Here is a 22,422-nt window from a genome sequence, read left to right as displayed (position 1 = left end):
GCTGCTTTGCAGCCCTTGCGCGACCCAAGACCGTTCCTGCAATGACCACGCTAGCAGCGGTCATTGCTCCGGTCCTGCGTAAGCACCCTGACTCTGCCGCTTGATGCCAACGCCACTTGATATCGGCTGCGAGCAGAGGCGCGTTCGCACATTTCCAGTGTCGCGCCCAACCAGCTGTTGCCCGGCGTCACTGGCACGCCCAGCGCACTGAATTTGAACTGCTCACCGCGATTGCTGGTTATTTTCAGCGGCTTTGCAAGGCGCTGTTCGCGTAGCACCTGGCGGTTATGCTCCAACACTACCCGCCAACCATTCCCCCAATTACCGTCCAGCGCCGACACCAGCACCGGCTGGCTTTGCAGCATGGCATGGCTGCGTGCACTGCGCAGCGCCTGCGCCAGATCACGGGCAGCCGCCGCCCGGTGTAGGTCATCGCTCATTCGGGCGTAGGCCGGCATGCCCAGCTGAGTCAGCAAGACCGCCACGGCCAAGGCCGACAACATTTGTATCAGTGTTACGCCACGTTGCTTCACCGTGCATTCCTTCCTGGACGTGCTTGGCTATAGCTTCCTGGCGGTTGGACAAGAGGTCCAGTCGCCCAAGTTGAAAGCAATGACGGGAAAAGTCGCAGGAGGTGCAGGGATGCACGCAAGGCAAGGGGGCATGACGCTTCTGGAGGTGTTGTTGGCGGTCGTGGTCGTGGCCGCAGGCCTGTTCGCAACGGCTGCGATGCAGTTGCAGGCATTACAGGCAGCGGACAGCGCGCGCCGGGATGCGCAGGCGGCGATGGCGCTGCACAGCGACCATGAGCGCAGGCGGCGATGAGGCGCTGCCAGGCAGGGTTTGGATTGCTTGAGATGGTGCTGGCGCTGGCGATCGGATTGGTGCTGCTGGCGGCGGCCAGTCAGCTTTTTGTCTCTGCGCACCAGACTTGGCGCCTACAAAGTACGGCAGTGCGTATGCAGGATGATGCGCGACTTGCATTGCTGCGCATGGCGCAGGATATCCGCATGGCCGGGATGTTCGGTTGCCTGCGCCTGGGCCCAGACGACTTTCTGGTCCCCGGGTCGGAGCAGGCCTTTGCCCGGCCCTTGGCGAGCGGCCCGTCAAGTTTGAGCCTGGTCGTCGCTGAGTTACCAGGGTATGCCGGCGACCCCGACTGGACCTTGCTGACAAACTGTATCAACAAGGTGGAGGTACACCAGGCGCGCGCGCAAGGTAGCGACAAGCTTATGGCTGTGCCTGTCAGCCGGCATCGCTATGTTCAGGTTGGAAGTACGCTTTACTTCGCGCGGCGCGGTCGCAATCAGCCCTTGGTCGATCACGTGCGCGAACTGCGTGTGGTGCAGGTGGCTGGAGAGCGCATCGATCTTCAGCTGACATTGTATGAGCCGACCTTGCAGCTTGAGCAGCACCATGCGCTGAGCGTGGCATTGCGTAACCCGGTGCCGGCTTCATGAACCGCCAGCGGGGTGTTGTCCTGTTGTTGGCGTTGGTGCTCAGCGTCCTACTGGGCCTGCTTGCCACATCTGCCCTGCGTGACGCGCTGGTGGAAACGCGGATGACCGGTTACCTGAGCGATGGCCTGCTGGCGCTGGAAGAGGCTGAGGCCACTTTGCTGGCCGGGGAGCGCGAACTTGAACGAGCGCCCCCTGACGATTGTAACGCGTGCCTGCCGCCGCCCAGGCCGCACGATCTGGTTGGGCAGTGGCAAGGTACCCAGACCGGCTTTTTCCAGCTGCAGAACCTGGGCGTCAGCACATGTGCCGCGCACATGCCCGAACGGCAGCCGGTTCGCCTGTTCCGGATTACCGCTGTCAGCAAGCAAAGCCGCTCAAGGCATGTACTGGAGGCGGTCTACGCAGTGGCAGGCAATCGAACCCAACGCATCACCTGGCGGCAAAGATTGCGAGGAGACTGACATGCAGCAAGGCTTGAGCCTGATCGAGTTGTTGATTGTGCTGGCCGTGACCGGCATTCTGGCAGCCATTGCCTACCCCAGTTACAGCGACCAGCTTCGGCGAGCCGCGCGCAGCGAAGTGGTTGGCCTGCTGCACGATGCTGCCCTGCGTCTGGAGCGCCACCGCGTGCGCACTGGCCAATACGCCGAGGGCGACCTGGTCTTGCCCGAAGGCACCCGCTACTACAGCCTGCAGGCCCAGCGCGACAGTGACACCTTCACACTGCGCGCCCGGCGGCTACCGCATGGGCTGATGGCGCAGGATGGCTGTGGCGATTTCCAGCTCGACCAGGCTGGCGTGCAGCGCAATCCGGGCGCTGTTGAGCACAGCACGCACTGCTGGGGAAGCTGAAGGTTCAATGATGCCCGGCGCATCGCGGTTTTACTTCAGGTGTTGGATCGACAGATGAGCAAGCAAGTAGTGGTGGTCGGCGGCGGGGTGATCGGCCTGCTGACGGCATTCAACCTGGCAGCCAAGGTCGGCCAGGTGGTGGTGTGCGATCAGGGTGAGGTTGGCCGAGAGTCGTCCTGGGCTGGCGGAGGCATTGTTTCGCCGTTGTACCCGTGGCGCTACAGCGCCGCAGTGACCGCTCTGGCGCACTGGTCGCAGGACTTTTATCCACAGCTGGGCGAGCGTCTGTTCGCCAGCACTGGCGTCGACCCCGAAGTTCACACCACCGGGCTGTACTGGCTCGACCTGGACGACGAGGCCGAAGCGTTGGCCTGGGCCGCGCGCGAGCAGCGGCCGCTGAGTGCCGTGGATATTTCGGCGGCCTACGATGCGGTGCCGGTGTTGGGCCCGGGCTTCAAGCACGCCATCTACATGGCTGGCGTGGCCAATGTGCGCAACCCACGCTTGGTCAAATCGCTGAAAGCGGCGTTGCTGGCGCTGCCAAACGTGACCTTGCGCGAACACTGCCAGATCACCGGCTTCGTGCAGGAAAAGGGGCGCGTGACCGGTGTACAGACGGCTGATGGCGTACTGGCGGCGGATGAGGTTGTGCTCAGTGCAGGCGCCTGGAGTGGCGACCTGTTGCGTACCCTTGGCCTTGAACTGCCTGTGGAGCCCGTGAAGGGCCAGATGATCCTGTTCAAGTGTGCTGAAGACTTCTTGCCGAGCATGGTGCTGGCCAAGGGGCGTTATGCAATCCCGCGACGTGACGGGCACATTCTGGTGGGGAGCACGCTGGAACACGCCGGGTATGACAAGACCCCGACCGGGGATGCGCTGGAAAGCCTGAAGGCATCGGCGGTGGAGTTGTTGCCAGAGCTTGAAGGCGCCACAGTGGTGGCGCACTGGGCGGGACTGCGGCCGGGGTCGCCAGAAGGCATCCCTTACATTGGGCCTGTGCCGGGGCATGAAGGGTTGTGGCTGAACTGCGGGCATTATCGCAATGGGCTGGTGCTGGCGCCGGCTTCGTGCCAGCTGTTTACCGATTTGCTGACAGGGGCCGAGCCGATTATCGACCCGGCGCCGTATGCGCCAGAAGGGCGTTTGGGCTGAGGGCCTCTTCGCGGGTGAACCCGCTCCCACACGAGCGGGTTCACCCGCGAAAGGGCCGCAGAGGCCAATACAGATTTCAGCCAGTAATCGGTGTGTGTAGGAGCGGGTTCACCCGCGAAAGGGCCGCAGAAGCCAATACAGATTTCAGCCAGTAATCGGTGCTTGCAAGTGCCGGCTCGGATAATGCTGCTCATACACCTTGCACACCCGCAGCACTTGCTCATCGGCAAAGCGCCCGGCCACCACCTGCAGGCCCACCGGCAACCCCTCGCGGGTAAACCCGCAGGGCACCGAAGCCGCCGGCTGCTGGGTCAGGTTGAACGGGTAGCTGAACGGCGTCCACTCCATCCATTGCGCCATTCCCGACCCAGGCGGCACGTTGTGTCCGGCTTCGAACGCCACCAACGGCAGCATCGGCGATACCAGCACGTCATATCGCTGATGAAAGGCATTCATCTTCGCAATCAATTCTGCCCGTGCCTCTAGCGCCTGGGTGTATTCGCCAAGGCTGATGTGTGCGCCTTGTTCGGCAATCCAGCGCAGCCCTGGGTCAAGCAACGCTTTCTGCTCATCGCTCAAGGCACTGGCCAATCGCGCAGCCCCGGCAAACCACAGGGTATTGAAGGTTTCCAGCGGGTCGCTGAAGCCCGGGTCCACTTCCTCTACCTGCGCACCCAACCGCGCCAGGCGCTGCACCGCTTGCGCCACCAGTGCCTGGATCTGTGGGTCGACCTGCACGTAACCGAAGTTGGCGCTGTACGCGATGCGCAGGCCGCTCAGATCTTGCTGCTGGCTGAGCCACGGCGCCTGCCGGGGCGCGCCGGCCAAACCGTCGCGGGCATCGGGGCGGGCTACGCAGTCGAGCATCAGCACCGAGTCGTCCACGGTACGCGTCATCGGCCCCAGGTGCGACAGCACGGTCATGGCGCTGGCCGGCCATTGCGGTACATAGCCGAAGGTCGGTTTGATGCCGAAGGTGCCGGTAAAGGCGCAGGGGATGCGAATCGAGCCGCCAGCATCGCTGCCCTGGTGCAGTACGCCCAGGTTCAGTGCCGCTGCTGCTGCCGCACCGCCGGACGAGCCCCCGGCAGTCAGCCTGGTATCCCACGGGTTGCGGGTAATGCCGTACAGCGGGTTGTCGGTCACGCCTTTCCAGCCGAACTCCGGCGTGGTGGTCTTGCCCACCAGTACTGCACCGGCTTCACGCATGAAGGCGCTGAAGGGCGCATCGATTTCCCACGGCCCGGTACCCGAGGTCGTACGCGAGCCCTTGCGGGTGGGCATGCCACGCGTCAGGGTCAGGTCCTTGATCGAAGCGGGCACGCCATCCAGTCGGCCACAGGGCTCGCCGCGCTGCCAGCGTTGTTCGCTGGCGCGGGCTGCGGCGCGGGCACCTTCGCCATCGACATGGCAGTAGGCGTTGACTGCCGGGTTATGCAGGTCGATGCGCGCCAGCACATCGTCGACCACTTCGACCGGGGACAACTGGCGGCGCTGGTACAACGCGAGCAGTTCGACGGCGGTGAACTCGCCAATCGCGGTTTTCTGGCTCATTTCAACGGGCTCCTGAGTTGGCGGCCTGGAACATGGCACGCAGCAGCACGTCGCAGCCGTCGGCCAGGTCCTGCGGCGCGGCATTTTCGATTTCGTTGTGGCTGATGCCACCTTCGCATGGCACGAAGATCATCCCGGCCGGGCCCAGCTCGGCGAGGAAGATCGCATCGTGGCCGGCGCCGCTGACGATATCCATGTGGCTCAGGCCCAGCGCACGCGCGCCTTGGCGCACGGCATCCACGCACTGCTCGGCGAAGTACAGGGGCGGGAAGTCGGCTGTCGGGGTCAGCTGATAGCTCAGGCCATGCTTCACCGTGCTGGTTTCGAGAGCTGCGCGCACTTCGCTGACCATGGCGTCGAGGTGCCCAGGGTCGAGGTGGCGCAGGTCGATGGTCATGTGCACCTGGCCGGGGATGACGTTGCGCGAGCCTGGGTGCAAGGTCAGGCAGCCGACCGTGCCGCAGGCATGTGGCTGGTGCGCGTGAGCAACGCGGTTGACCGCAGCCACCACCTCGGCAGCGCCGACCAATGCGTCCTTGCGCAAGTGCATGGGCGTGGGGCCTGCATGCGCCTCGACGCCGGTAAGGGTCAGGTCGAACCATTTTTGCCCCAGGCAGCCTTGGACCACGCCGATGGTGGTGCGCTGGTCTTCCAGCACCGGGCCTTGCTCGATATGCGCTTCGAAGTAGGCGCCCACGGCATGCCCGGTGGGCACGCGCGGGCCGGCGTAGCCGATGCGCTGCAGCTCGGCGCCGACCGACAGACCCTGGTCATCGACCTTGGCCAGGGTTTCCTGCAGGCCGAACTTACCGGCGAACACACCTGAGCCCATCATGCACGGCGGGAAACGCGAGCCTTCTTCGTTGGTCCACACCACCACTTCCAGCGGGGCGTCGGTGGCCAGGTCAAGGTCGTTGAGGGTGCGCATGACTTCAAGGCCGGCCATGACGCCATAGCAGCCATCGAACTTGCCGCCGGTGGGTTGGGTATCGATGTGGCTGCCGGTCATCACCGGTGCCAGGGCAGGGTTGCGGCCGGGGCGGCGGGCGAAGATGTTGCCGATGGCGTCGATGCTGACGGTGCAGCCGGCTTCTTCGCACCAGCGCACGAACAGGTCGCGCGCCTGGCGGTCGAGGTCGGTCAGGGCCAGGCGGCACACGCCGCCCTTGGCGGTGGCGCCGAGCTGGGCCAGGTCCATCAATGATTGCCAGAGGCGCTCGCGGTTGATCAGAGGGCCTTGGCCGAGCAGGTGCAGCGAGGGATCGATGCGGGTGTTCATGGTTCAGCTCTCCTGAAATTACTGGGTGGCTCGTACCGGCCTATTCGCGGGTGAACCCGCTCCTACAAAGGCCTCGCAGGGCTGAGGGTGGTGACATCTTTGTAGGCGCGAGTTTGCCCGCGAAAGGGCCGGTACAGGTAAGCACGGTCGGGTCAGGCGCTAAGGGCCAGGTAACGGTTCTTGATACTTGGGTCTTCGCGGAACTGCGCCGCACTGCCCTGGTAGGCGACCCGGCCCTGCTCCAGCACATAGTGGCGATCAGCAAGGGCATCGCAGACCATCAGGTTCTGCTCCACCAGCAGGATCGAAAGACCTTCGTCCTTGATCCGCCGCAATATCTTCACCAGTTCATCGACAATCACCGGGGCCAGGCCTTCGGTGGGTTCGTCGAGGATCAGCAGCTTGGGGCCGTTGAGCAGGGCGCGGGCGATGGCGAGCATCTGTTGCTCGCCACCGGACAGGGCAAAACCACCGTTGCGGCGACGCTCCTTCAGGCGCGGGAACATGCTGTACACGTCCTCCAGCTGCCAGCGGCTGGCCTTGCGTACGGCAATCTTCAGGTTCTCCTCGACGCTGAGCTGGCGAAAGATGCCGCGGTGCTCCGGCACCAAGGCAATGCCCTGCCGGGCGATATCGAAGATTTCGCGGCCGACCAGTTGCTGGCCGTTGAAGCTGATCTGCCCCTGCCGTGGGCGGACGATGCCGAGGATGCTGCGCAAGGTGGTGGTCTTGCCGGCACCGTTGCGCCCCAGCAGGGTCACCAGTTCGCCAGCCTCGACCTTGAGTGAGACACCTTCAAGCACATGGCTCTTGTCGTAGTAGGAATGGATCGAATCGACGTTGAGCATCAGGCGGCCTCTCCAAGGTAAGCGGTGCGCACGCGCTCGTCGTTGCGCACCTGTTCAGGGGTACCCTCGACCAGGATCTGGCCGTGGCTCATCACCGTGATGCGCTGGCTGATCGACATGACGATGCTCATGTTGTGCTCGATCAGCAGCACGGTGTGGTCGCGGCCAAGGTCGTTGATCAGGTCGGTCATCACCGGGATATCGTCTATGCCCATGCCCGAGGTGGGCTCGTCGAGCATCAGCAGGGTGGGCTTGGCGCAGATCGACATGCCCACTTCCAGCACCCGCTGCTGACCGTGCGACAGCTCGCCGGCAAGGGTCTCGGCGCGCCCCGTCAGCTTCAGGCGCTCCAGCACCTGGTCGGCGGTGTTCCAGTGGCTGCGCTTGTGCTCGACGCTGCGCCAGAAGTTCAGCGCGCCCAGGCCGTCTCGGCCCTGGGCAGCCAGGCGCAGGTTTTCGCGCACCGACAGGTTCTGGAACAGGCTGGTGAGCTGGAACGAACGGGCCATGCCCAGTGCCACGCGCCCGTGGGATGGCTTGCGGATGATGTCCTGGCCGTTGAACAGGATCTTGCCCGCGGTGGCCTGGCGCTCGCCGGTCAGGCAGTGGAACAGGCTGGTCTTGCCGGCGCCGTTGGGGCCGATGACCGTGTGGATGGTGCCGGCGCGCACTTTAAGGTCCACGCCTGCGACAGCTTTGAACGGGCCATAGGCCAGCTCCAGCTGGCGGGTTTCCAGGAGGTAGTCGCTCATTACAGGGTCTCCTTGGTCTTGGCCTGGGGTTTGTCATGGGGGTTACGGGTGGCCAGCAGGCGCTTGCCCAGGTCGGCCAGGCCGCCCCACAGGCCGCCGCGCATGAACACCACCACCAGGATCAGGATCACCCCCAGCAGCATCAGCCAGCGTGGCCACAGCTCTGACAGCACATCGCCCAGCAGCACGATGGCACCGGCCCCCAGCAGCGAGCCGAACAGCGAGCCAGTGCCGCCGACGATGGTCATGATCAGGATGTTCTCGCTCATCATCAGGTCGATGTTCGACAGCGGTGCAAAGTGCAGCAGCATGGCGTACAAAGCCCCCGCCAGCCCGGTAATGGCGCCCGACAGCATGAACACCAGAATCTTGAAGTGGCGGGTGTCGTAGCCGATGGCGGCGGCACGGGTCTCGTTTTCGCGGATGGCCAGCAGGGTGCTGCCGAACGGCGAGCGGATCACCCGCAGGGCGCCGGCGAAGATCAGCAGGAACAGCACGGCTACAAACACGTAGAAGTGCCTTGGGTCGGCCAGGTCGACCAGCACATGGCCGGCGATTTCGATATTCGGCCGTGGCACATCAAGCAGGCCGTTGTCGCCCCCGGTCCAGCCGCTGAGGGTATAGGCCAGGAAATAGGCCATCTGGCTGAAGGCCAGGGTCAGCATGACGAAGTAGATGCCCGTGCGACGGATCGCCAGTGCGCCCACCAGCAGCGCGAGGACGGCGCCGAACACAGCTGCCCCCAGCAGCGCGGCGAACATGCCCCACTGCAAGTGAATCATCAGCAGCGCTGCGCCATAGGCGCCCACGCCAAAGAAGATCCCTTGGCCGAACGACAGCAGGCCGGTGTAGCCGAGCAGCAGGTTGCAGGCCAGCGCGGCCAGGGCAAAGATCAAGATCTCGGTGGCCAGGGTGGCGGAGGGCAGCAGCAGCGGCAGTGCCACCAGGCTGGCGACCACCAGCAACAGCAGCGCCGGGGCGCGGCCCTTGGCGACCGGCAATGGGTTCTTTTCGCTCATCTCAGGCTCTCCCGAACAGGCCATAGGGGCGTACCAGGATCACCGCCGCCATGGCGCCGTAGATCATCAGGCTGGCGCCTTGCGGCCAAAGACTGGTCATCATGCTTTGCACCACACCCACCAGCAGGCCGCCGACCAGCGCACCGCCGAACGAGCCCATGCCGCCGATCACCACCACCACGAAGGCGATGCCGAGGATTTCCGGGCCGACGAAAGGCTGTGCACCGCGCAGGGGGGCGAACAGCACCCCGGCCACCCCGGCCAGGCCTACACCCAGGGCGAAGGTCAGGGAGAACAGGCGGAAGATGTTGGTGCCCAGCAGCGATACGGTTTCGGTGCTTTCGCTACCGGCCCGCACCAGCGCGCCAAAGCGGGTGCGCTCCAGCAGCAGCCACAGGCCAACGCCGATCAGTGCGGCGAAGCCGATCAGGAACAGGCGGTAGTAGGGGTAGATGAAATCACCGACGATCAGCACCCCACGCAGCTCGGGCGGCACGGCGATGTTCTTGCCCACCGGGCCCCAGATCAGCACCGAGGCCTCCTGGATGATCAATGCGATGCCCAGGGTGACAAGGATCTGGAAGGTGTGTGGCAGGTGGTAGATGCGTTTGATCAACACGCGCTCCACCGCCCAGGCCAGCGCGGCCACCGCCAGCGGTGCAATCAGCAGTGCCAGCCAGAAGTTGCCGGTGATGGCCACGGCGGTGTAGCACAGGTAGGCGCCCAGCAGAAAGAACGCACCGTGGGCGAAGTTGACGAAGTTGAGCAGGCCGAAAATGATCGTCAGGCCTACGGCGATGAGGAAGTAGATCATCCCCAGGCCCAGGCCGTTCAGCAGTTGGAACAGGTACAAATCGAGCATGTGCGTGCCCTCGACAGCGCGCTGGGCGGCTGCCTGTACGAGTGTGGGTGTCTAACGCCGCGGCTTCAGGCCAGGGCGCAACCGGTGTGGTCGACCTCGACGAACGAGCGGCCCGAGCTGATGATTTCGGCCAGGTCGTCCTCGTCGCGCATCTGCCCCTGGGGCTTGCCGCGCAGCAGGTAGTAATCCTTGAGCACCTGGTGGTCGCCTGGCCGGATCAGCTCTTCGCCGGTCGGGCCCTGGAAGCGCATGCCCTGCAGTGCTGCAGATACGGCGGCACCGTCCAGGCTGCCAGCCTTGACGATGGCTTCGAGCATGACCTTGGTGCCGATGTAGTCGGCGGCCAGCGGGTAGTTGGGGTTGATGCCATAGGCCTTGCGGGTGGCGGCGACCAGCTGCTTGTTCAGCGGCGTATCGACCTGGTGCCAGTACTGTGCACCCAGGTACACGCCTTCAAGCACGTCGCTGCCCAGCTCCTGAAACTGGTCGAGGCCGGCTGACCACACCATCAGCACTTTCATGCGGTCCTTGATGCCGAAGTTGACCGCCTGGCGCAGCGCGTTGGAGGCCTGGCTACCGAAGTTGAGCAGTACCAGCACGTCGGGTTTGGCGGCGATGGCGTTGGTGAGGTAGCCGGAGAACTCCTGCTCCTGCAGCGAGTGATAGCTGTTGCCGATATGTTCCACGCCAAGCTCCGCGAACACCTTGCGGGCGTTGTCCAGCAGGGCGTCGCCGAACACGTATTGCGGGGTGATGGTGTACCAGCGCTTGGCCTGCGGCAGCTGGCGGATCATCGGTACCAGGGTTTCGCGAATGGCGCCGTAGGTGGGCACCGACCAGCGGAAGGTGGATGCGTTGCAGTCTTTGCCAGTGATTTCGTCGGCGCCGACCGGGGTCATGAATACGCCGCCGGCCTTGTGGATTTCCTTCGACACCGCCAGCGCCGAGGACGACAAGGTACAGCCCTGGAAGAAGCGGGCGCCATCCTGGCCGATGGCTTCCTGCACCTTGCGCACCGCTTTGCCGGCGTTGCCTTCGGTGTCGATGACCTTGTACTTGAGCGGCTGGCCGAGTAGCTGCGGGTACTCGGCGATGGCCAGGCGCGAGCCCATGTCGGCGTACTTGCCGTAGCTGGCGAAGGCGCCCGACATGGACTTGAGCCCATAGAAGGTCAACGGTTGGTCGGCGAATGCCCGGTGCGCTCCCAAGGGGAGGCTACCTAAGGCACCCAGGGCAAGGCCTGCCTTGAGCAGGGTACGTCTTTGCATGAGTAACTCCTTGGTTGTGGTTATTAGGCAGGAGTGGCAATGACAAAGCGGGTACGGCTGGGCCTGTGTGCAGGCCTCTTTGCAGGCGCATCAGTGGTGGTGGTTGAACTCCAGCAGGAAGTTGCGGGCAACCTCGCCTTCCAGCGCGGTCATGTGGTGCTCGGCGTCGCACATGTGTTCGTGCATCAGCCGGCGTACGGCGGGTTCGTCGCTGGCGCGCAGGGCGCTCAGCAGTTGCTTGTGGTAGTCGATGTTGGCCGCGGCGAACTGCTGGCGCTTGGGCAGGTAGGCTTTTTTCAGCACCACCAGGTCGCGCAGCAGGTCGTTGAGGAACACCGCCATGAAACGCAGCAATGGGTTGGGGCAACGGTCGGCCAGCAGGGTGTGGAACTCCAGCTCTGCCAGGCGCTGTTCGCGCTGGCCCTCTTCGCTGTCTTCCGGCGCGCTGCAGAAGTCGATGTTGGCCTGCAGCGCGGTGTAGTCGGCTTCGCTCAGCTTGCCCATCACCGATACCGCCAGCTCTACCTCGATGACTTTGCGCAGCTGGTACACCTGTTCGCCGTCCAGGTGCTGAAAGTGCAGGTAGTTGCGCAGCGCACGGCTGGCCGGCTCGGTGCCCACTTCGTTCAGGTAGGCGCCACCGGTAGGGCCGGTGCGGGTGCTGACCAGGCCTTCGACTTCCAGCGCCTTGAGGGCTTCGCGGGCGGTGCCCTTGGAGCATTCGAAATGTTCCATCAGCTCACGCTCGGTGGGCAGGCGGTCGCCGGGATGCAGCGCTTCGGTGACGATCGAGCGCTTGACCGACTCGACGATCACATCGGACAGCTTTTGGCGCTTGCGTTTGGCTTTGAGCATTTCGCTATTTTTCATATTTATGCGGATAAATAGGATTTAGCGAATTTTGCCGGTGTGGGTCAATGCTGGCGGCGGGGGAGAGGTCGTAAATGGTGTGAAAGGGTCGGGGAGGGATAAGTGGAACACGAAACTGCAGATAAACACTGTGGGCGCGGGCGTGCCCGCGAACACCGGCGAAGCCGGTGCCATACACCGCGGTGCCTGCTTCGCGGGCAAGCCCGCTCCCACAGATTTCGAATGGGTTTTCAGGATTGAACAGACGTTGTGTTCAGCCTTGGCGGCCTGGGCCTTGCTGCAGGTGTGCCTGGCTGCAATACCACTCGTTGCCTTGCTGCAGCGCCCGATCGTTGGGCAGGTGCACGCCGCAATGGGCACAGCGCACCATCTTCAGCGGTGCGTCCAGCTTCGCCTCGGGGTGCGACTGCTGGCTGACTTTGAACTTGCGCCACAGCCAGAACGCGGCGGCGATCAGGGCGATCCAGAAAAGTAGGCGAACCATGGTGTCCAGCTTGTTGGTTGAAGAAGCGGACAGTCTAGGACGCGGCCAATAAAAAAGGGAGGCCCAAGGCCTCCCTTTCATTCACCGCTGAGGTCAGTCGAACAGACCAAAGGTCATGTAGCTGAACCAGGAGCGGTCTTTCTCGGCTTCCTTCGGGCCTTCCGGCACGATCGGGTTGCCGTTCTCGTCTTTTGGCAGCAGCTCTTGCGGCATCTCGTCGCGGGCATCCTGGAACTGCTTGACCACGTCCTGGTTGGCGCGGGTTTCGCCCGGCGGCAGCGGGGTGTCGGTCTCGATCAGGCCCAGGGTGGCCTTGGACAGCCAGCCGCGGCCGTCAGACTCGGTCTGCTTGGGCTGGAACTCGCCATCCACCAGGCTCGGGTGGTCCGGGTAGTTGAGCTTGAGGGTTTCCAGGCTGCTGGCCGCCAGTTCGTCCAGGTGCATCTTCTGGTACGCCTCGACCATGACCGCCAGGCCGTCGCCGACCGATGGGGTTTCCTGGAAGTTTTCTACCACGTACCGGCCGCGGTTGGCGGCAGCCACATAAGCCTGGCGGCTCAGGTAGTAGTCGGCCACGTGGATTTCGTACGAAGCCAGCAGGTTGCGCAGGTAGATCATGCGCTGCTTGGCGTCTGGCGCGTAACGGCTGTTAGGGAAGCGGCTGGTCAGCTGGGCGAACTCGTTGTACGAGTCGCGCGCGGCACCCGGGTCACGCTTGGTCATGTCCAGCGGCAGGAAGCGCGCCAGCAGGCCGCGGTCCTGGTCGAACGACGTCAGGCCTTTCAGGTAGTAGGCGTAGTCGACGTTCGGGTGCTGCGGGTGCAGGCGGATGAAGCGCTCGGCAGCCGACTTGGCAGCCTCGGGCTCGGCGTTCTTGTAGTTGGCATAGATCAGCTCGAGCTGCGCCTGGTCGGCATAGCGGCCGAACGGGTAGCGCGATTCCAGGGCCTTGAGCTTGTTCACGGCGCTGGTATAGCTGGAGTTGTCCAGGTCAGCCTGAGCCTGTTGATACAGCTCGGCCTCGCTGAGGTTCTCGTCGATGACTTCCTTATTCGAGGAACAGGCCGCGGTGAGCCCAAGGATGGCGATCAGCAGCAGGTGTTTCACTTGCATGGCGGCTTGCGTCCCTTTGACGGCCGCTGTTTTGGGCGGTGCCGTCCTGTTATGATGAGCGCCCCGGCCAACCCCGGGACAAAAGAAGCCGTATTTAACCACAAGCTCGCAGCCGAAACCAAAGGCTGTGCGCCCGCCGAATCGAGCATGTCCGAGATCATTCAACTTAGCGCAGAGGTACCGTCCGAACTGGGCGGTCAACGCCTCGACCAGGTCGCCGCCCAATTGTTCGCCGAGTACTCGCGTTCGCGGCTAACTTCGTGGATCAAAGAGGGCCGCCTGACGGTCGATGGTGCCGTCGTGCGCCCTCGCGACATCGTCCATGGTGGCTCGCAGCTTATCCTAGAGGCCGAGCAAGAGGCCCAGGGTGAGTGGGTCGCCGAAGATATCGAACTGGATATCGTCTACGAAGACGACCATATCATGGTGATCAACAAGCCTGCCGGGCTGGTTGTGCACCCGGCCGCCGGGCATGCCAGCGGCACCCTGCTGAATGCGCTGCTGCACCATGTGCCAGACATCGTCAACGTACCGCGCGCCGGTATCGTGCACCGCCTGGACAAGGACACCACCGGCCTGATGGTGGTAGCCAAGACCCTGCAGGCGCAGACCAAGCTGGTCGAGCAGATGCAGGCGCGCAAGGTCAGCCGCATCTATGAGTGCATCGTGATCGGCGTGGTCACCGCCGGCGGCAAGATCGACGCCCCGATCGGCCGCCACGGCGGCATGCGCCAGCGCATGGCGGTGACCGACGGCGGCAAGCCAGCGGTCAGCCACTACCGTGTGCTCAAGCGCTTCCGGTCGCACACCCATGTGCGGGTAAAGCTGGAAACCGGCCGTACCCACCAGATTCGCGTGCACATGGCCCATGTCGGTTTCCCGCTGGTCGGCGACCAGACATACGGCGGGCGCTTCCGCATTCCGCCGGCTGCCAGCCCAACCATGGTCGAGGCGGTAAAAACCTTCCCGCGTCAGGCCCTGCATGCGCGTTTCCTCGCCTTGGCCCACCCGATTACCGGTGAGATCATGAAGTGGGAATCGCCACTGCCGGACGACTTCGTCTGGTTGCTGTCGCTGCTCAACCAGGACCGCGAGAGCTTTATCGGATGAGTGGGCTGACGCAGTCGCTGCTGTTCCCCGACTGGCCGGCCCCGGCCTCGGTACGCGCCTGCGTCACCACCCGTCAGGGCGGCGTAAGCCTGCCGCCCTACGAAACCTTCAACCTTGGCGACCATGTTGGTGATGACCCTGCCGCGGTCGCCGAGAACCGTCGCCGCCTGAGCGATCAGTTCGCCATCCAGCCGGCCTGGCTCAAGCAGGTGCATGGGCTGGTGGTGGCAGATGCCAACCCGGCTGTGGTGGCCGAGGCCGACGCCAGCTTCACCGACCGGCCGGGTATTGCCTGTACGGTGATGACCGCCGATTGCCTGCCAGCGCTGTTCTGCGACCGTGCGGGTACCCGTGTGGCTGCCGCGCATGCCGGCTGGCGTGGGTTGGCTGGCGGCGTGCTGGAAGCCACATTGGACCGCCTGGCCCTGGCGCCCGAAGACGTGCTGGTGTGGTTGGGGCCGGCGATTGGCCCCAAGGCATTCGAAGTCGGGTTGGAAGTGCGGGACGCCTTTACTGCCGTGCACCCCGAAGCGGCCCGGGCCTTTGTCGACGGCGAGCGGCCGGGCAAGCTGATGGCGGATATCTATGAACTGGCGCGTATTCGCCTGGCTGCCCGTGGAGTGACTGCTGTTTATGGCGGTGGTTTGTGCACGGTCAGTGATGCGCGGTTCTTCTCCTATCGCCGTACCCCGCAGGGTGGGCGTTTTGCATCGTTGGTCTGGCTGGACCCGCGCTAGCCTGTACCGGCCTCTTCGCGGGCACGCCCGCTCCCACAGAGATTCGTGTACCTGCGGGGGCGGGCATGCGCGCGAATGGCCCTCGTTAATCCAACAGGTTGACTTCGGTCAACCCCGCTACGCTTGAATCTTCCAGAATCAGCCTTATCTATAAAGTCATCTCAGGCAGGTTTCTTTATAAACAGGCGCTGTCCATCGCTCCGACCTGCCCTTTAAAGGAAGGTACACCATGCGAATAGACCGTTTGACCAGCAAGCTGCAATTAGCAATTTCCGATGCCCAATCCCTGGCCGTTGGCATGGACCACCCAGCCATCGAGCCCGTGCACCTGTTGCAGGCCCTGCTCGAGCAGCAAGGTGGCTCGATCAAGCCCCTGTTGATGCAGGTAGGTTTCGACATCAACAGCCTGCGCCAAGCGCTGGTGAAAGAACTCGACCAGCTGCCGAAAATCCAGAACCCCACCGGCGACGTGAACATGTCGCAGGACCTGGCGCGCCTGCTCAACCAGGCCGACCGCCTGGCCCAGCAGAAGGGCGACCAGTTCATTTCCAGCGAGCTGGTGGTGCTGGCCGCCATGGACGAGAACAGCAAGCTTGGCAAGTTGCTGCTGAGCCAGGGCGTAAGCAAGAAGGCCCTGGAAAATGCCATCAACAACCTGCGCGGCGGCGCGGCGGTGAATGACGCCAACGCCGAGGAGTCGCGCCAGGCCCTGGACAAGTACACCGTCGACCTGACCAAGCGTGCCGAGGAAGGCAAGCTGGACCCGGTGATCGGCCGTGACGACGAAATCCGCCGTACCGTGCAGGTGCTGCAACGCCGTACCAAGAACAACCCGGTGCTGATCGGTGAGCCTGGCGTGGGTAAAACCGCCATCGCCGAAGGCCTTGCCCAGCGCATCATCAACGGCGAAGTGCCCGACGGCCTGAAAGGCAAGCGCCTGCTGGCGCTGGACATGGGCGCGCTGATTGCTGGTGCCAAGTACCGCGGTGAGTTCGAAGAGCGCTTGAAAAGCCTGCTGAATGAACTGTCCAAGCAGGAAGGCCAGATCATCCTGTTCATCGACGAACTGCACACCATGGTCGGCGCCGGTAAAGGCGAGGGCGCCATGGACGCCGGTAACATGCTCAAGCCGGCCCTGGCCCGTGGCGAGTTGCATTGCGTTGGCGCCACCACGCTGAACGAATACCGCCAGTTCATCGAGAAGGACGCCGCCCTGGAGCGCCGCTTCCAGAAGGTGCTGGTCGAAGAGCCGAGCGAGGAAGACACCATCGCCATCCTGCGTGGCCTGAAAGAGCGCTATGAAGTGCACCACAAGGTGGCCATCACCGACGGTGCCATTATCGCTGCGGCCAAGCTCAGCCACCGCTACATCACCGACCGCCAGCTGCCGGACAAGGCCATCGACCTGATCGACGAAGCGGCCAGCCGCATCCGCATGGAGATCGACTCCAAGCCGGAAGTGCTCGACCGCCTTGATCGTCGCCTGATCCAGTTGAAGGTGGAATCCCAGGCGCTGAAGAAGGAAGAAGACGAAGCCGCTAAAAAGCGCCTGGAGAAACTGACCGAGGAAATCGAACGGCTGGAGCGTGAGTATTCCGACCTGGAAGAAATCTGGGCGTCGGAGAAGGCCGAAGTGCAGGGCTCTGCGCAGATCCAGCAAAAGATCGAACAGGCCCGCCAGGAGCTGGAAGCCGCCCGTCGCAAAGGCGACCTGAACCGCATGGCCGAGCTGCAGTACGGGGTTATCCCCGACCTGGAGCGCAGCCTGCAGATGGTCGACCAGCACGGCAAGACCGAGAACCAGTTGCTGCGCAACAAGGTGACCGAGGAAGAAATTGCCGAAGTGGTGTCGAAGTGGACCGGCATTCCGGTTGCCAAGATGCTGGAAGGCGAGCGCGAGAAGCTGCTGAAAATGGAAGAGCTGCTGCACCAGCGCGTGATCGGCCAGGGCGAGGCAGTAACTGCCGTGGCCAACGCCGTGCGCCGCTCGCGGGCCGGGTTGTCCGACCCGAACCGGCCAAGTGGTTCGTTCCTGTTCCTTGGCCCGACCGGTGTGGGCAAGACCGAGCTGTGCAAGGCGCTGGCCGAGTTCCTGTTCGACACCGAGGAGGCGATGGTGCGCATCGACATGTCCGAGTTCATGGAGAAGCACTCCGTGGCTCGCCTGATCGGTGCACCACCAGGCTATGTCGGTTATGAAGAGGGCGGTTACCTGACCGAGGCTGTACGGCGCAAGCCTTACTCGGTGGTGCTGCTGGACGAGGTGGAAAAAGCCCACCCGGATGTGTTCAACGTGCTGTTGCAGGTGCTGGAAGACGGCCGCCTGACCGACAGCCACGGGCGCACCGTGGACTTCCGCAACACGGTGATCGTGATGACCTCCAACCTGGGCTCGGCGCAGATCCAGGAGCTGGTCGGTGACCGCGAGGCACAACGTGCGGCCGTCATGGATGCCGTGGGGGCGCACTTCCGTCCGGAGTTCATCAACCGCATCGACGAAGTGGTGGTGTTCGAGCCATTGGGCCGCGAGCAGATTGCCGGCATTACCGAAATCCAGCTGGGCCGCCTGCGCAGCCGTTTGCTGGAGCGCGAACTGTCGCTGAGCCTGAGCCCAGAGGCGTTGGACAAGCTGATTGCCGTGGGTTACGACCCGGTGTACGGCGCACGGCCGCTGAAGCGGGCGATTCAGCGCTGGATCGAAAACCCGCTGGCGCAGCTGATTCTGGCAGGCAAGTTCTTGCCGGGTTCGGCGATCACCGCCAAGGTCGAAGGCGACGAAATCGTCTTTGGCTGATTCCGTTGCACCATGAGCCCCGCCTTGGCGGGGCTTTTTTTTGCCGCTTTCACAGGTATCTGCGCTTTCGCTGAGCCTGAGGCAGGGCCTTAAGGCGTCAAACCGCCGCGAAGAGGCAGGCACAGCCCCAGCAAATTCGGGCGTTTCAGACGTGCAGGGATAACCTGCTGAAATTTTTGAAATTTCTGCTTGCATCAAAAAACGAGTGCCCCTAATATACGCCGCGTTGTCAGGCACTAAGCGAATCACCAGCAACAACGGTGACCGCAAAACAACTTACAAATCAGTAAGTTGAATGAAAAAAAGTGGTTGACAAGCAAAACGAAGAATGTAGAATAGCCGGCCTCAGCAGCGACAAAGCGAAAGCAGCGAAGCTCTAGAGTCCGAAGCGAACACAGTCTTCGGAGTAGCAAATCGGAAAGTAGTACCGAAGTTCAGTTCCGCGATAGCTCAGTCGGTAGAGCAAATGACTGTTAATCATTGGGTCCCTGGTTCGAGTCCAGGTCGCGGAGCCATCTCGGGGTGTAGCGCAGTCCGGTAGCGCGCCTGCTTTGGGAGCAGGATGTCAGGAGTTCGAATCCCCTCACCCCGACCATTTTCCGGGTCGTTAGCTCAGTTGGTAGAGCAGTTGGCTTTTAACCAATTGGTCGTAGGTTCGAATCCTACACGACCCACCATGTAGAAAAGGGCATCTCCAATTGAGATGCCCTTTTTTTTGAAGCACTCGGGGTGTAGCGCAGTCCGGTAGCGCGCCTGCTTTGGGAGCAGGATGTCAGGAGTTCGAATCCCCTCACCCCGACCATTTTTGGGTCGTTAGCTCAGTTGGTAGAGCAGTTGGCTTTTAACCAATTGGTCGTAGGTTCGAATCCTACACGACCCACCATGAACAAAGGGCATCTCGCATGAGATGCCCTTTTTCTTTTGCCCCGGGAAAAATCCCGAAGGTTACCCCTGTGGTAACGGGTAAACCCGCTCCCACAGGGTTTACCCGTTGCCTGTCAGTGCAACTTCAGGCGCGGCTCGGTGCCCCGGCCAATCTTGCTGCCCAGCATCATCAAAGCCGTGCGGAAGAACCCGTACAGCGCCATCTGGTGCATGCGGTACAGCGACACATAGAACATCCGCGCCAGCCAGCCTTCAAGCTTTACGCTGCCCATCAGGTTACCCATCAGGTTGCCTACCGCCGAGAAGCGCGACAGCGACACCAGCGAGCCATAGTCCTTGTACGCGTAAGTCGGCAAGGCCTTGTTCTCTAGCCGGGCCTTCAGGCTTTGCGCCAGCATCGATGCCTGCTGGTGCGCCGCCTGTGCGCGTGGCGGCACGTTACGGTCGCTGTCAGGTTGCGGGCAGGCGGCGCAGTCGCCGAAGGCGAAAATATCGTCGTCGCGGGTGGTCTGCAGGGTGGGGCGTACCACCAACTGGTTGATGCGGTTGGTTTCCAGGCCGTCGATGTCTTTCAGGAACGCGGGTGCACGGATACCCGCCGCCCACACTTTCAGGCTGGCCTGGATCACTTCACCGTCCTTGGTTTTCAGGCCATCTTCAGTCACTTCACTGACGGCTGCGTTGGTCAGCACCTTCACGCCGAGTTTTTCCAGGGTTTTGTGCACCGGTACGCTGATGCGCTCTGGCAGTGCCGGCAGCACCCGCGGGCCCGCTTCGATCAGGGTGATGTGCATGTCCTTGGGCTGGATGCGGTCCAGGCCGTAGGCCGCCAGTTCGTGGGCCGCGTGGTGCAGTTCGGCCGCCAGCTCCACACCGGTGGCACCGGCACCCACGATGGCGACGCTGATCTGCTCGCTGGCCACATCGCCGGCGTGGGCCCGCAGGTAATGGTTGAGCAACTGCTGGTGGAAGCGTTCGGCCTGCTTACGGGTATCCAGGAACAGGCAGTGCTGCGCTGCGCCCAGGGTGCCGAAGTCGTTGGTGTTGGAGCCCACGGCGATGACCAGGGTGTCGTAGCCCAAGGTACGCGCAGGCAGCAGCTCGCGGCCATCTTCGTCGAGGGTAGCGGCCAGCTGGATCTGCTTGCCTTCACGGTCCAGGCCGCTCATGCGCCCCAGCTGGAAGTTGAAGTGGTTCCACTTGGCCTGGGCCACGTAGTTCAGTTCGTCTTCCGAGGAGTTCAGCGAGCCGGCCGCCACTTCGTGGAGCAGTGGCTTCCAGATGTGGGTGAGGTTGGCGTCGACCAGGGTGATTTCGGCCTGCTTGCGCTTGCCCAGGCTTTTACCCAGGCGGGTCGCCAGTTCCAGGCCGCCGGCGCCGCCGCCGACAATCACGATGCGATGAGTCATGGAAATATCTCATAAGGTTTACGGAATTCGTGCCCCTGTGGGGCGGCCGCAAACTGCACGAGGGGAGGGCGAGCGCGAAGCAGCTCATAGCACCAGTCCACTCAGCAGGCGGCTGACAAGGCCCAACCCGATGGTCACGGCCACCACCAGCACAAGGAGCAGCCATGGCCGGAAGGGCCGGCGCTCGACTTGGTGCTGGGGGGCGCGCAGATACTCATCGACACGACGCTGATCTTCCGGGTTCAGGCGGCTAGTCATGGTGGGCCTCGTCAGGTAGACGTCTGTGACTGCGCAAACGCTACAGCGTTCGCGCAAGCGCTTGAAACAAATGATAATGCTTTCTATCCCTGGCGCCGAGTGTACGCCATCGCAAACAATCGCTGCACTGGATCAAAGACTGATGCCCACGTCGAAGACGATGCTGCGGCCCAGGTTGCCGCGCAGGAAGTCCGGCGCGTCGGGGTGGGCGAACAGCACCCGGGCAAATGTCGGCCCCACCAGCGACAGCGAGCGCCAGCCCTGGCGCAGGTATTCAGTGGGCGGCGGGAAGTGGGTGTTGAGGTCGAGCACTTCGCGCTTCAGGCTGGAGAAGGCAATGATGTCCAGCTCGTTCAGCTCCAGCCCGCGCTCCCGGTAGTTGTGCGCTTTCTTGCGCAAGGTCGGCGCCAGGCGCCCGAGCAGCTCGGTGGCACTGATGCGCCGCGGGCGCGCTTCGCGGCGCACCAGCTGGGCCAGGGAAAACGCACTGCGTCGACGCTGCAGTTCTTCGCGCCACTCATCATTCAGACGGCGGCCCTCGTCGAGCACGAAAAACACTTCGAACGCGGCATCGCGGAACAGCACGTCGGGCGGCTCTTGCCCGGCCGGGGTGAAGTCCTCGCTGCGGTAGGGGATGTTCAGCCCCTGCAACAGCCGCTGGCACACCCACCGCTCCCGCTCCCACTTGCGGGCGTTGGAGAGAAAGGCATTGGCTTGTTCGGCCTGGATGGTAAGCAGGCGCAGGTAATCTGAGTCATCCATGCAGACAAGCTTAGCCGCTAATCGATGACGGTAAGATGCTGTTCAAGCGTAGAAATCAGCAATGCTCCCAGCATCGAACGAGGGCGCCAGCCCGCCGCAGCCGAAGGAAATGGAGAAAGGGTGTAAACTCGACTTATCCACATGGCGGCAGGGGGTATTGCCCAGGTGATCAGCGCGCAGGTGTTGTCCGGCACCACCCTTACCCTTGGTTGGCTGGGTTACGTGCCGTTGCTGATCTGGGCGGTCAGCCGGGTTCGCTGGGTTGAGCTGTTCACCGACCGGCGCCGTCAGCATCTGCTGTTTGGCACGGTGTTCTGCCTGTTTGCGCTATGGCTGGTGAGGCGCGATTTCGATACCGGGGTGTCGTACCACTTTATCGGCATGACCGCGGTTACTCTGTTGCTGGACTGGCCGCTGGCGGTGCTGGGCGGGTTCATGGCCCAGTTGGGCTTGCTGGCGTTGGGGCGTCAGGATTTGGCGGCGCTGGGGGTGAATGGCCTGTTGCTGGTGGGCTTGCCGGTGCTGATTACCGAGGTGTGCGCGATATTGGTCGAACGTGCGCAGCCACGGAACCTGTTCGTTTATATCTTCTGCTCGGGGTTTTTCCCTGCCGCGCTGACGGTGCTTGTCTGCGTGCCGGCAGCGCTGGGGGTGTTATGGCTGGACGGGCGCTTTGCCCTGCCGGAGTGGCTCAGCGACTTTGTCGGTTACCTGTGGCTGATGATGTTCCCGGAGGCGTTTATCAACGGCATGGTCATCAGTGCGCTGGTGGTGTTTTGCCCGGAATGGCTGGAAACCTTCAACCGCACGCGGTATTTGCAGGCGCCGTGGAAGGAAGATGAGCGGTGAATGTATTGTGGCTATGCCGGCCTCTTCGGGGGTAAAGCACAGCACTTAGAGGTTGCACTCTCACTGAGGGAGCGGGGTTGCCCGCTCCCACAGCTACCGCGCGGG

Annotated in this window: 23 protein-coding genes and 5 tRNA genes; 14 read left to right on the top strand and 14 right to left on the bottom strand. The window is 63.1% G+C overall.

Annotation, left to right across the window (positions count from 1 at the left end; genetic code table 11):
* Positions 1-50 precede the first annotated feature (50 nt).
* On the bottom strand, positions 51-533 hold the full coding sequence (locus tag OO258_RS02270; RefSeq protein ID WP_266028715.1) for a GspH/FimT family pseudopilin: 483 nt from the start codon (positions 531-533) through the stop codon (positions 51-53).
* 109 nt (positions 534-642) lie between these two features.
* Here OO258_RS02270 and OO258_RS02265 point away from each other — a divergent pair, with 109 nt between their 5' ends.
* The 5 genes from OO258_RS02265 to thiO are packed head-to-tail and all read left to right on the top strand — an operon-like array spanning position 643 to position 3,464.
* Entirely contained in the window at positions 643-825 is a 183-nt protein-coding gene (locus OO258_RS02265) for a prepilin-type N-terminal cleavage/methylation domain-containing protein (protein WP_266028724.1), read from the top strand.
* A complete protein-coding gene (locus tag OO258_RS02260; protein ID WP_266028714.1) occupies positions 822-1,460 on the top strand; it encodes a PilW family protein in 639 nt (212 codons plus the stop codon). Before OO258_RS02265 ends, OO258_RS02260 begins: the two co-directional genes overlap by 4 nt.
* A complete protein-coding gene (locus tag OO258_RS02255; RefSeq protein ID WP_266028713.1) occupies positions 1,457-1,921 on the top strand; it encodes a hypothetical protein in 465 nt (154 codons plus the stop codon). The genes OO258_RS02260 and OO258_RS02255 overlap by 4 nt, the downstream gene beginning before the upstream one ends.
* Position 1,922: 1 nt before the next feature.
* Positions 1,923-2,312 (top strand): type IV pilin protein, encoded by a 390-nt coding sequence (locus tag OO258_RS02250; protein ID WP_266028712.1) that lies wholly within the window; start codon positions 1,923-1,925, stop codon positions 2,310-2,312.
* Between the two features lie 54 nt (positions 2,313-2,366).
* Positions 2,367-3,464, top strand: a complete 1,098-nt coding sequence (gene thiO / locus OO258_RS02245; RefSeq protein ID WP_004577282.1) for a glycine oxidase ThiO — start codon at positions 2,367-2,369, stop codon at positions 3,462-3,464.
* Positions 3,465-3,608: 144 nt separating this feature from the next.
* On the opposite strand, the gene OO258_RS02240 is transcribed toward thiO, so the two are convergent.
* The 10 genes from OO258_RS02240 to OO258_RS02195 all read right to left on the bottom strand — a co-directional run bounded on the left by OO258_RS02240 (position 3,609) and on the right by OO258_RS02195 (position 13,513).
* The gene (locus OO258_RS02240) at positions 3,609-5,018 is read right to left on the bottom strand and encodes an amidase (protein WP_266028711.1); all 1,410 of its coding nucleotides are present in this window, start codon (positions 5,016-5,018) and stop codon (positions 3,609-3,611) included.
* Position 5,019: 1 nt separating this feature from the next.
* Positions 5,020-6,297, bottom strand: coding sequence for a Zn-dependent hydrolase (locus OO258_RS02235; protein ID WP_266028710.1), 1,278 nt, complete (start codon positions 6,295-6,297; stop codon positions 5,020-5,022).
* Between the two features lie 152 nt (positions 6,298-6,449).
* A complete protein-coding gene (locus OO258_RS02230) occupies positions 6,450-7,145 on the bottom strand; it encodes an ABC transporter ATP-binding protein (RefSeq protein WP_266028709.1) in 696 nt (231 codons plus the stop codon).
* Positions 7,145-7,897, bottom strand: coding sequence for an ABC transporter ATP-binding protein (locus OO258_RS02225; RefSeq protein ID WP_266028708.1), 753 nt, complete (start codon positions 7,895-7,897; stop codon positions 7,145-7,147). Before OO258_RS02225 ends, OO258_RS02230 begins: the two co-directional genes overlap by 1 nt.
* Positions 7,897-8,916, bottom strand: coding sequence for a branched-chain amino acid ABC transporter permease (locus OO258_RS02220; protein WP_266028707.1), 1,020 nt, complete (start codon positions 8,914-8,916; stop codon positions 7,897-7,899). Before OO258_RS02220 ends, OO258_RS02225 begins: the two co-directional genes overlap by 1 nt.
* 1 nt (position 8,917) lies before the next feature.
* On the bottom strand, positions 8,918-9,778 hold the full coding sequence (locus tag OO258_RS02215) for a branched-chain amino acid ABC transporter permease (protein WP_266028705.1): 861 nt from the start codon (positions 9,776-9,778) through the stop codon (positions 8,918-8,920).
* Positions 9,779-9,843: 65 nt separating this feature from the next.
* A complete protein-coding gene (locus OO258_RS02210) occupies positions 9,844-11,046 on the bottom strand; it encodes an ABC transporter substrate-binding protein (RefSeq protein WP_110747695.1) in 1,203 nt (400 codons plus the stop codon).
* Between the two features lie 90 nt (positions 11,047-11,136).
* Positions 11,137-11,901 (bottom strand): FadR/GntR family transcriptional regulator, encoded by a 765-nt coding sequence (locus tag OO258_RS02205; RefSeq protein WP_110747692.1) that lies wholly within the window; start codon positions 11,899-11,901, stop codon positions 11,137-11,139.
* A 268-nt stretch (positions 11,902-12,169) separates the two neighbouring features.
* A complete protein-coding gene (locus OO258_RS02200) occupies positions 12,170-12,400 on the bottom strand; it encodes a PP0621 family protein (protein WP_016713394.1) in 231 nt (76 codons plus the stop codon).
* A gap of 93 nt (positions 12,401-12,493) precedes the next feature.
* Entirely contained in the window at positions 12,494-13,513 is a 1,020-nt protein-coding gene (locus OO258_RS02195) for an outer membrane protein assembly factor BamD (RefSeq protein WP_266028703.1), read from the bottom strand.
* 147 nt (positions 13,514-13,660) lie between these two features.
* Here OO258_RS02195 and rluD point away from each other — a divergent pair, with 147 nt between their 5' ends.
* The 8 genes from rluD (at position 13,661) to OO258_RS02155 (ending at position 19,037) form a co-directional block, all read left to right on the top strand.
* Positions 13,661-14,623: a 23S rRNA pseudouridine(1911/1915/1917) synthase RluD gene (gene rluD / locus OO258_RS02190; RefSeq protein ID WP_266028702.1), complete on the top strand. Its 963-nt coding sequence runs from the start codon at positions 13,661-13,663 to the stop codon at positions 14,621-14,623.
* Complete coding sequence (pgeF, locus tag OO258_RS02185; RefSeq protein WP_266028701.1) at positions 14,620-15,360, top strand: peptidoglycan editing factor PgeF; 741 nt, start codon at positions 14,620-14,622, stop codon at positions 15,358-15,360. Before rluD ends, pgeF begins: the two co-directional genes overlap by 4 nt.
* 229 nt (positions 15,361-15,589) lie before the next feature.
* The gene (gene clpB / locus OO258_RS02180; RefSeq protein ID WP_266028700.1) at positions 15,590-18,154 is read left to right on the top strand and encodes an ATP-dependent chaperone ClpB; all 2,565 of its coding nucleotides are present in this window, start codon (positions 15,590-15,592) and stop codon (positions 18,152-18,154) included.
* Between the two features lie 439 nt (positions 18,155-18,593).
* Positions 18,594-18,669 (top strand) — tRNA-Asn (locus OO258_RS02175).
* A 3-nt stretch (positions 18,670-18,672) separates the two neighbouring features.
* Positions 18,673-18,749 (top strand) — tRNA-Pro (locus tag OO258_RS02170).
* A 6-nt stretch (positions 18,750-18,755) separates the two neighbouring features.
* Positions 18,756-18,831 (top strand) — tRNA-Lys (locus OO258_RS02165).
* 48 nt (positions 18,832-18,879) lie between these two features.
* Positions 18,880-18,956: transfer RNA gene (locus OO258_RS02160), tRNA-Pro, on the top strand.
* Positions 18,957-18,961: 5 nt separating this feature from the next.
* Positions 18,962-19,037: transfer RNA gene (locus tag OO258_RS02155), tRNA-Lys, on the top strand.
* A 115-nt stretch (positions 19,038-19,152) separates the two neighbouring features.
* On the opposite strand, the gene OO258_RS02150 is transcribed toward OO258_RS02155, so the two are convergent.
* The 3 genes from OO258_RS02150 to OO258_RS02140 all read right to left on the bottom strand — a co-directional run bounded on the left by OO258_RS02150 (position 19,153) and on the right by OO258_RS02140 (position 21,468).
* Positions 19,153-20,448 (bottom strand): NAD(P)/FAD-dependent oxidoreductase, encoded by a 1,296-nt coding sequence (locus tag OO258_RS02150; protein ID WP_110747811.1) that lies wholly within the window; start codon positions 20,446-20,448, stop codon positions 19,153-19,155.
* Between the two features lie 84 nt (positions 20,449-20,532).
* Positions 20,533-20,706, bottom strand: a complete 174-nt coding sequence (locus OO258_RS02145) for a DUF3094 family protein (RefSeq protein ID WP_033744188.1) — start codon at positions 20,704-20,706, stop codon at positions 20,533-20,535.
* A 132-nt stretch (positions 20,707-20,838) separates the two neighbouring features.
* A complete protein-coding gene (locus OO258_RS02140) occupies positions 20,839-21,468 on the bottom strand; it encodes a DUF1780 domain-containing protein (protein ID WP_003247546.1) in 630 nt (209 codons plus the stop codon).
* A gap of 141 nt (positions 21,469-21,609) precedes the next feature.
* Here OO258_RS02140 and OO258_RS02135 point away from each other — a divergent pair, with 141 nt between their 5' ends.
* Positions 21,610-22,317: an energy-coupling factor ABC transporter permease gene (locus tag OO258_RS02135; RefSeq protein WP_110747814.1), complete on the top strand. Its 708-nt coding sequence runs from the start codon at positions 21,610-21,612 to the stop codon at positions 22,315-22,317.
* The last annotated feature ends 105 nt before the right edge of the window (positions 22,318-22,422 follow it).

It is taken from the genome of Pseudomonas sp. DCB_BI, from assembly GCF_026240995.1.
Classification (GTDB): Bacteria; Pseudomonadota; Gammaproteobacteria; order Pseudomonadales; family Pseudomonadaceae; genus Aquipseudomonas.
This window is presented reverse-complemented; position numbering and strand designations above follow the sequence as displayed.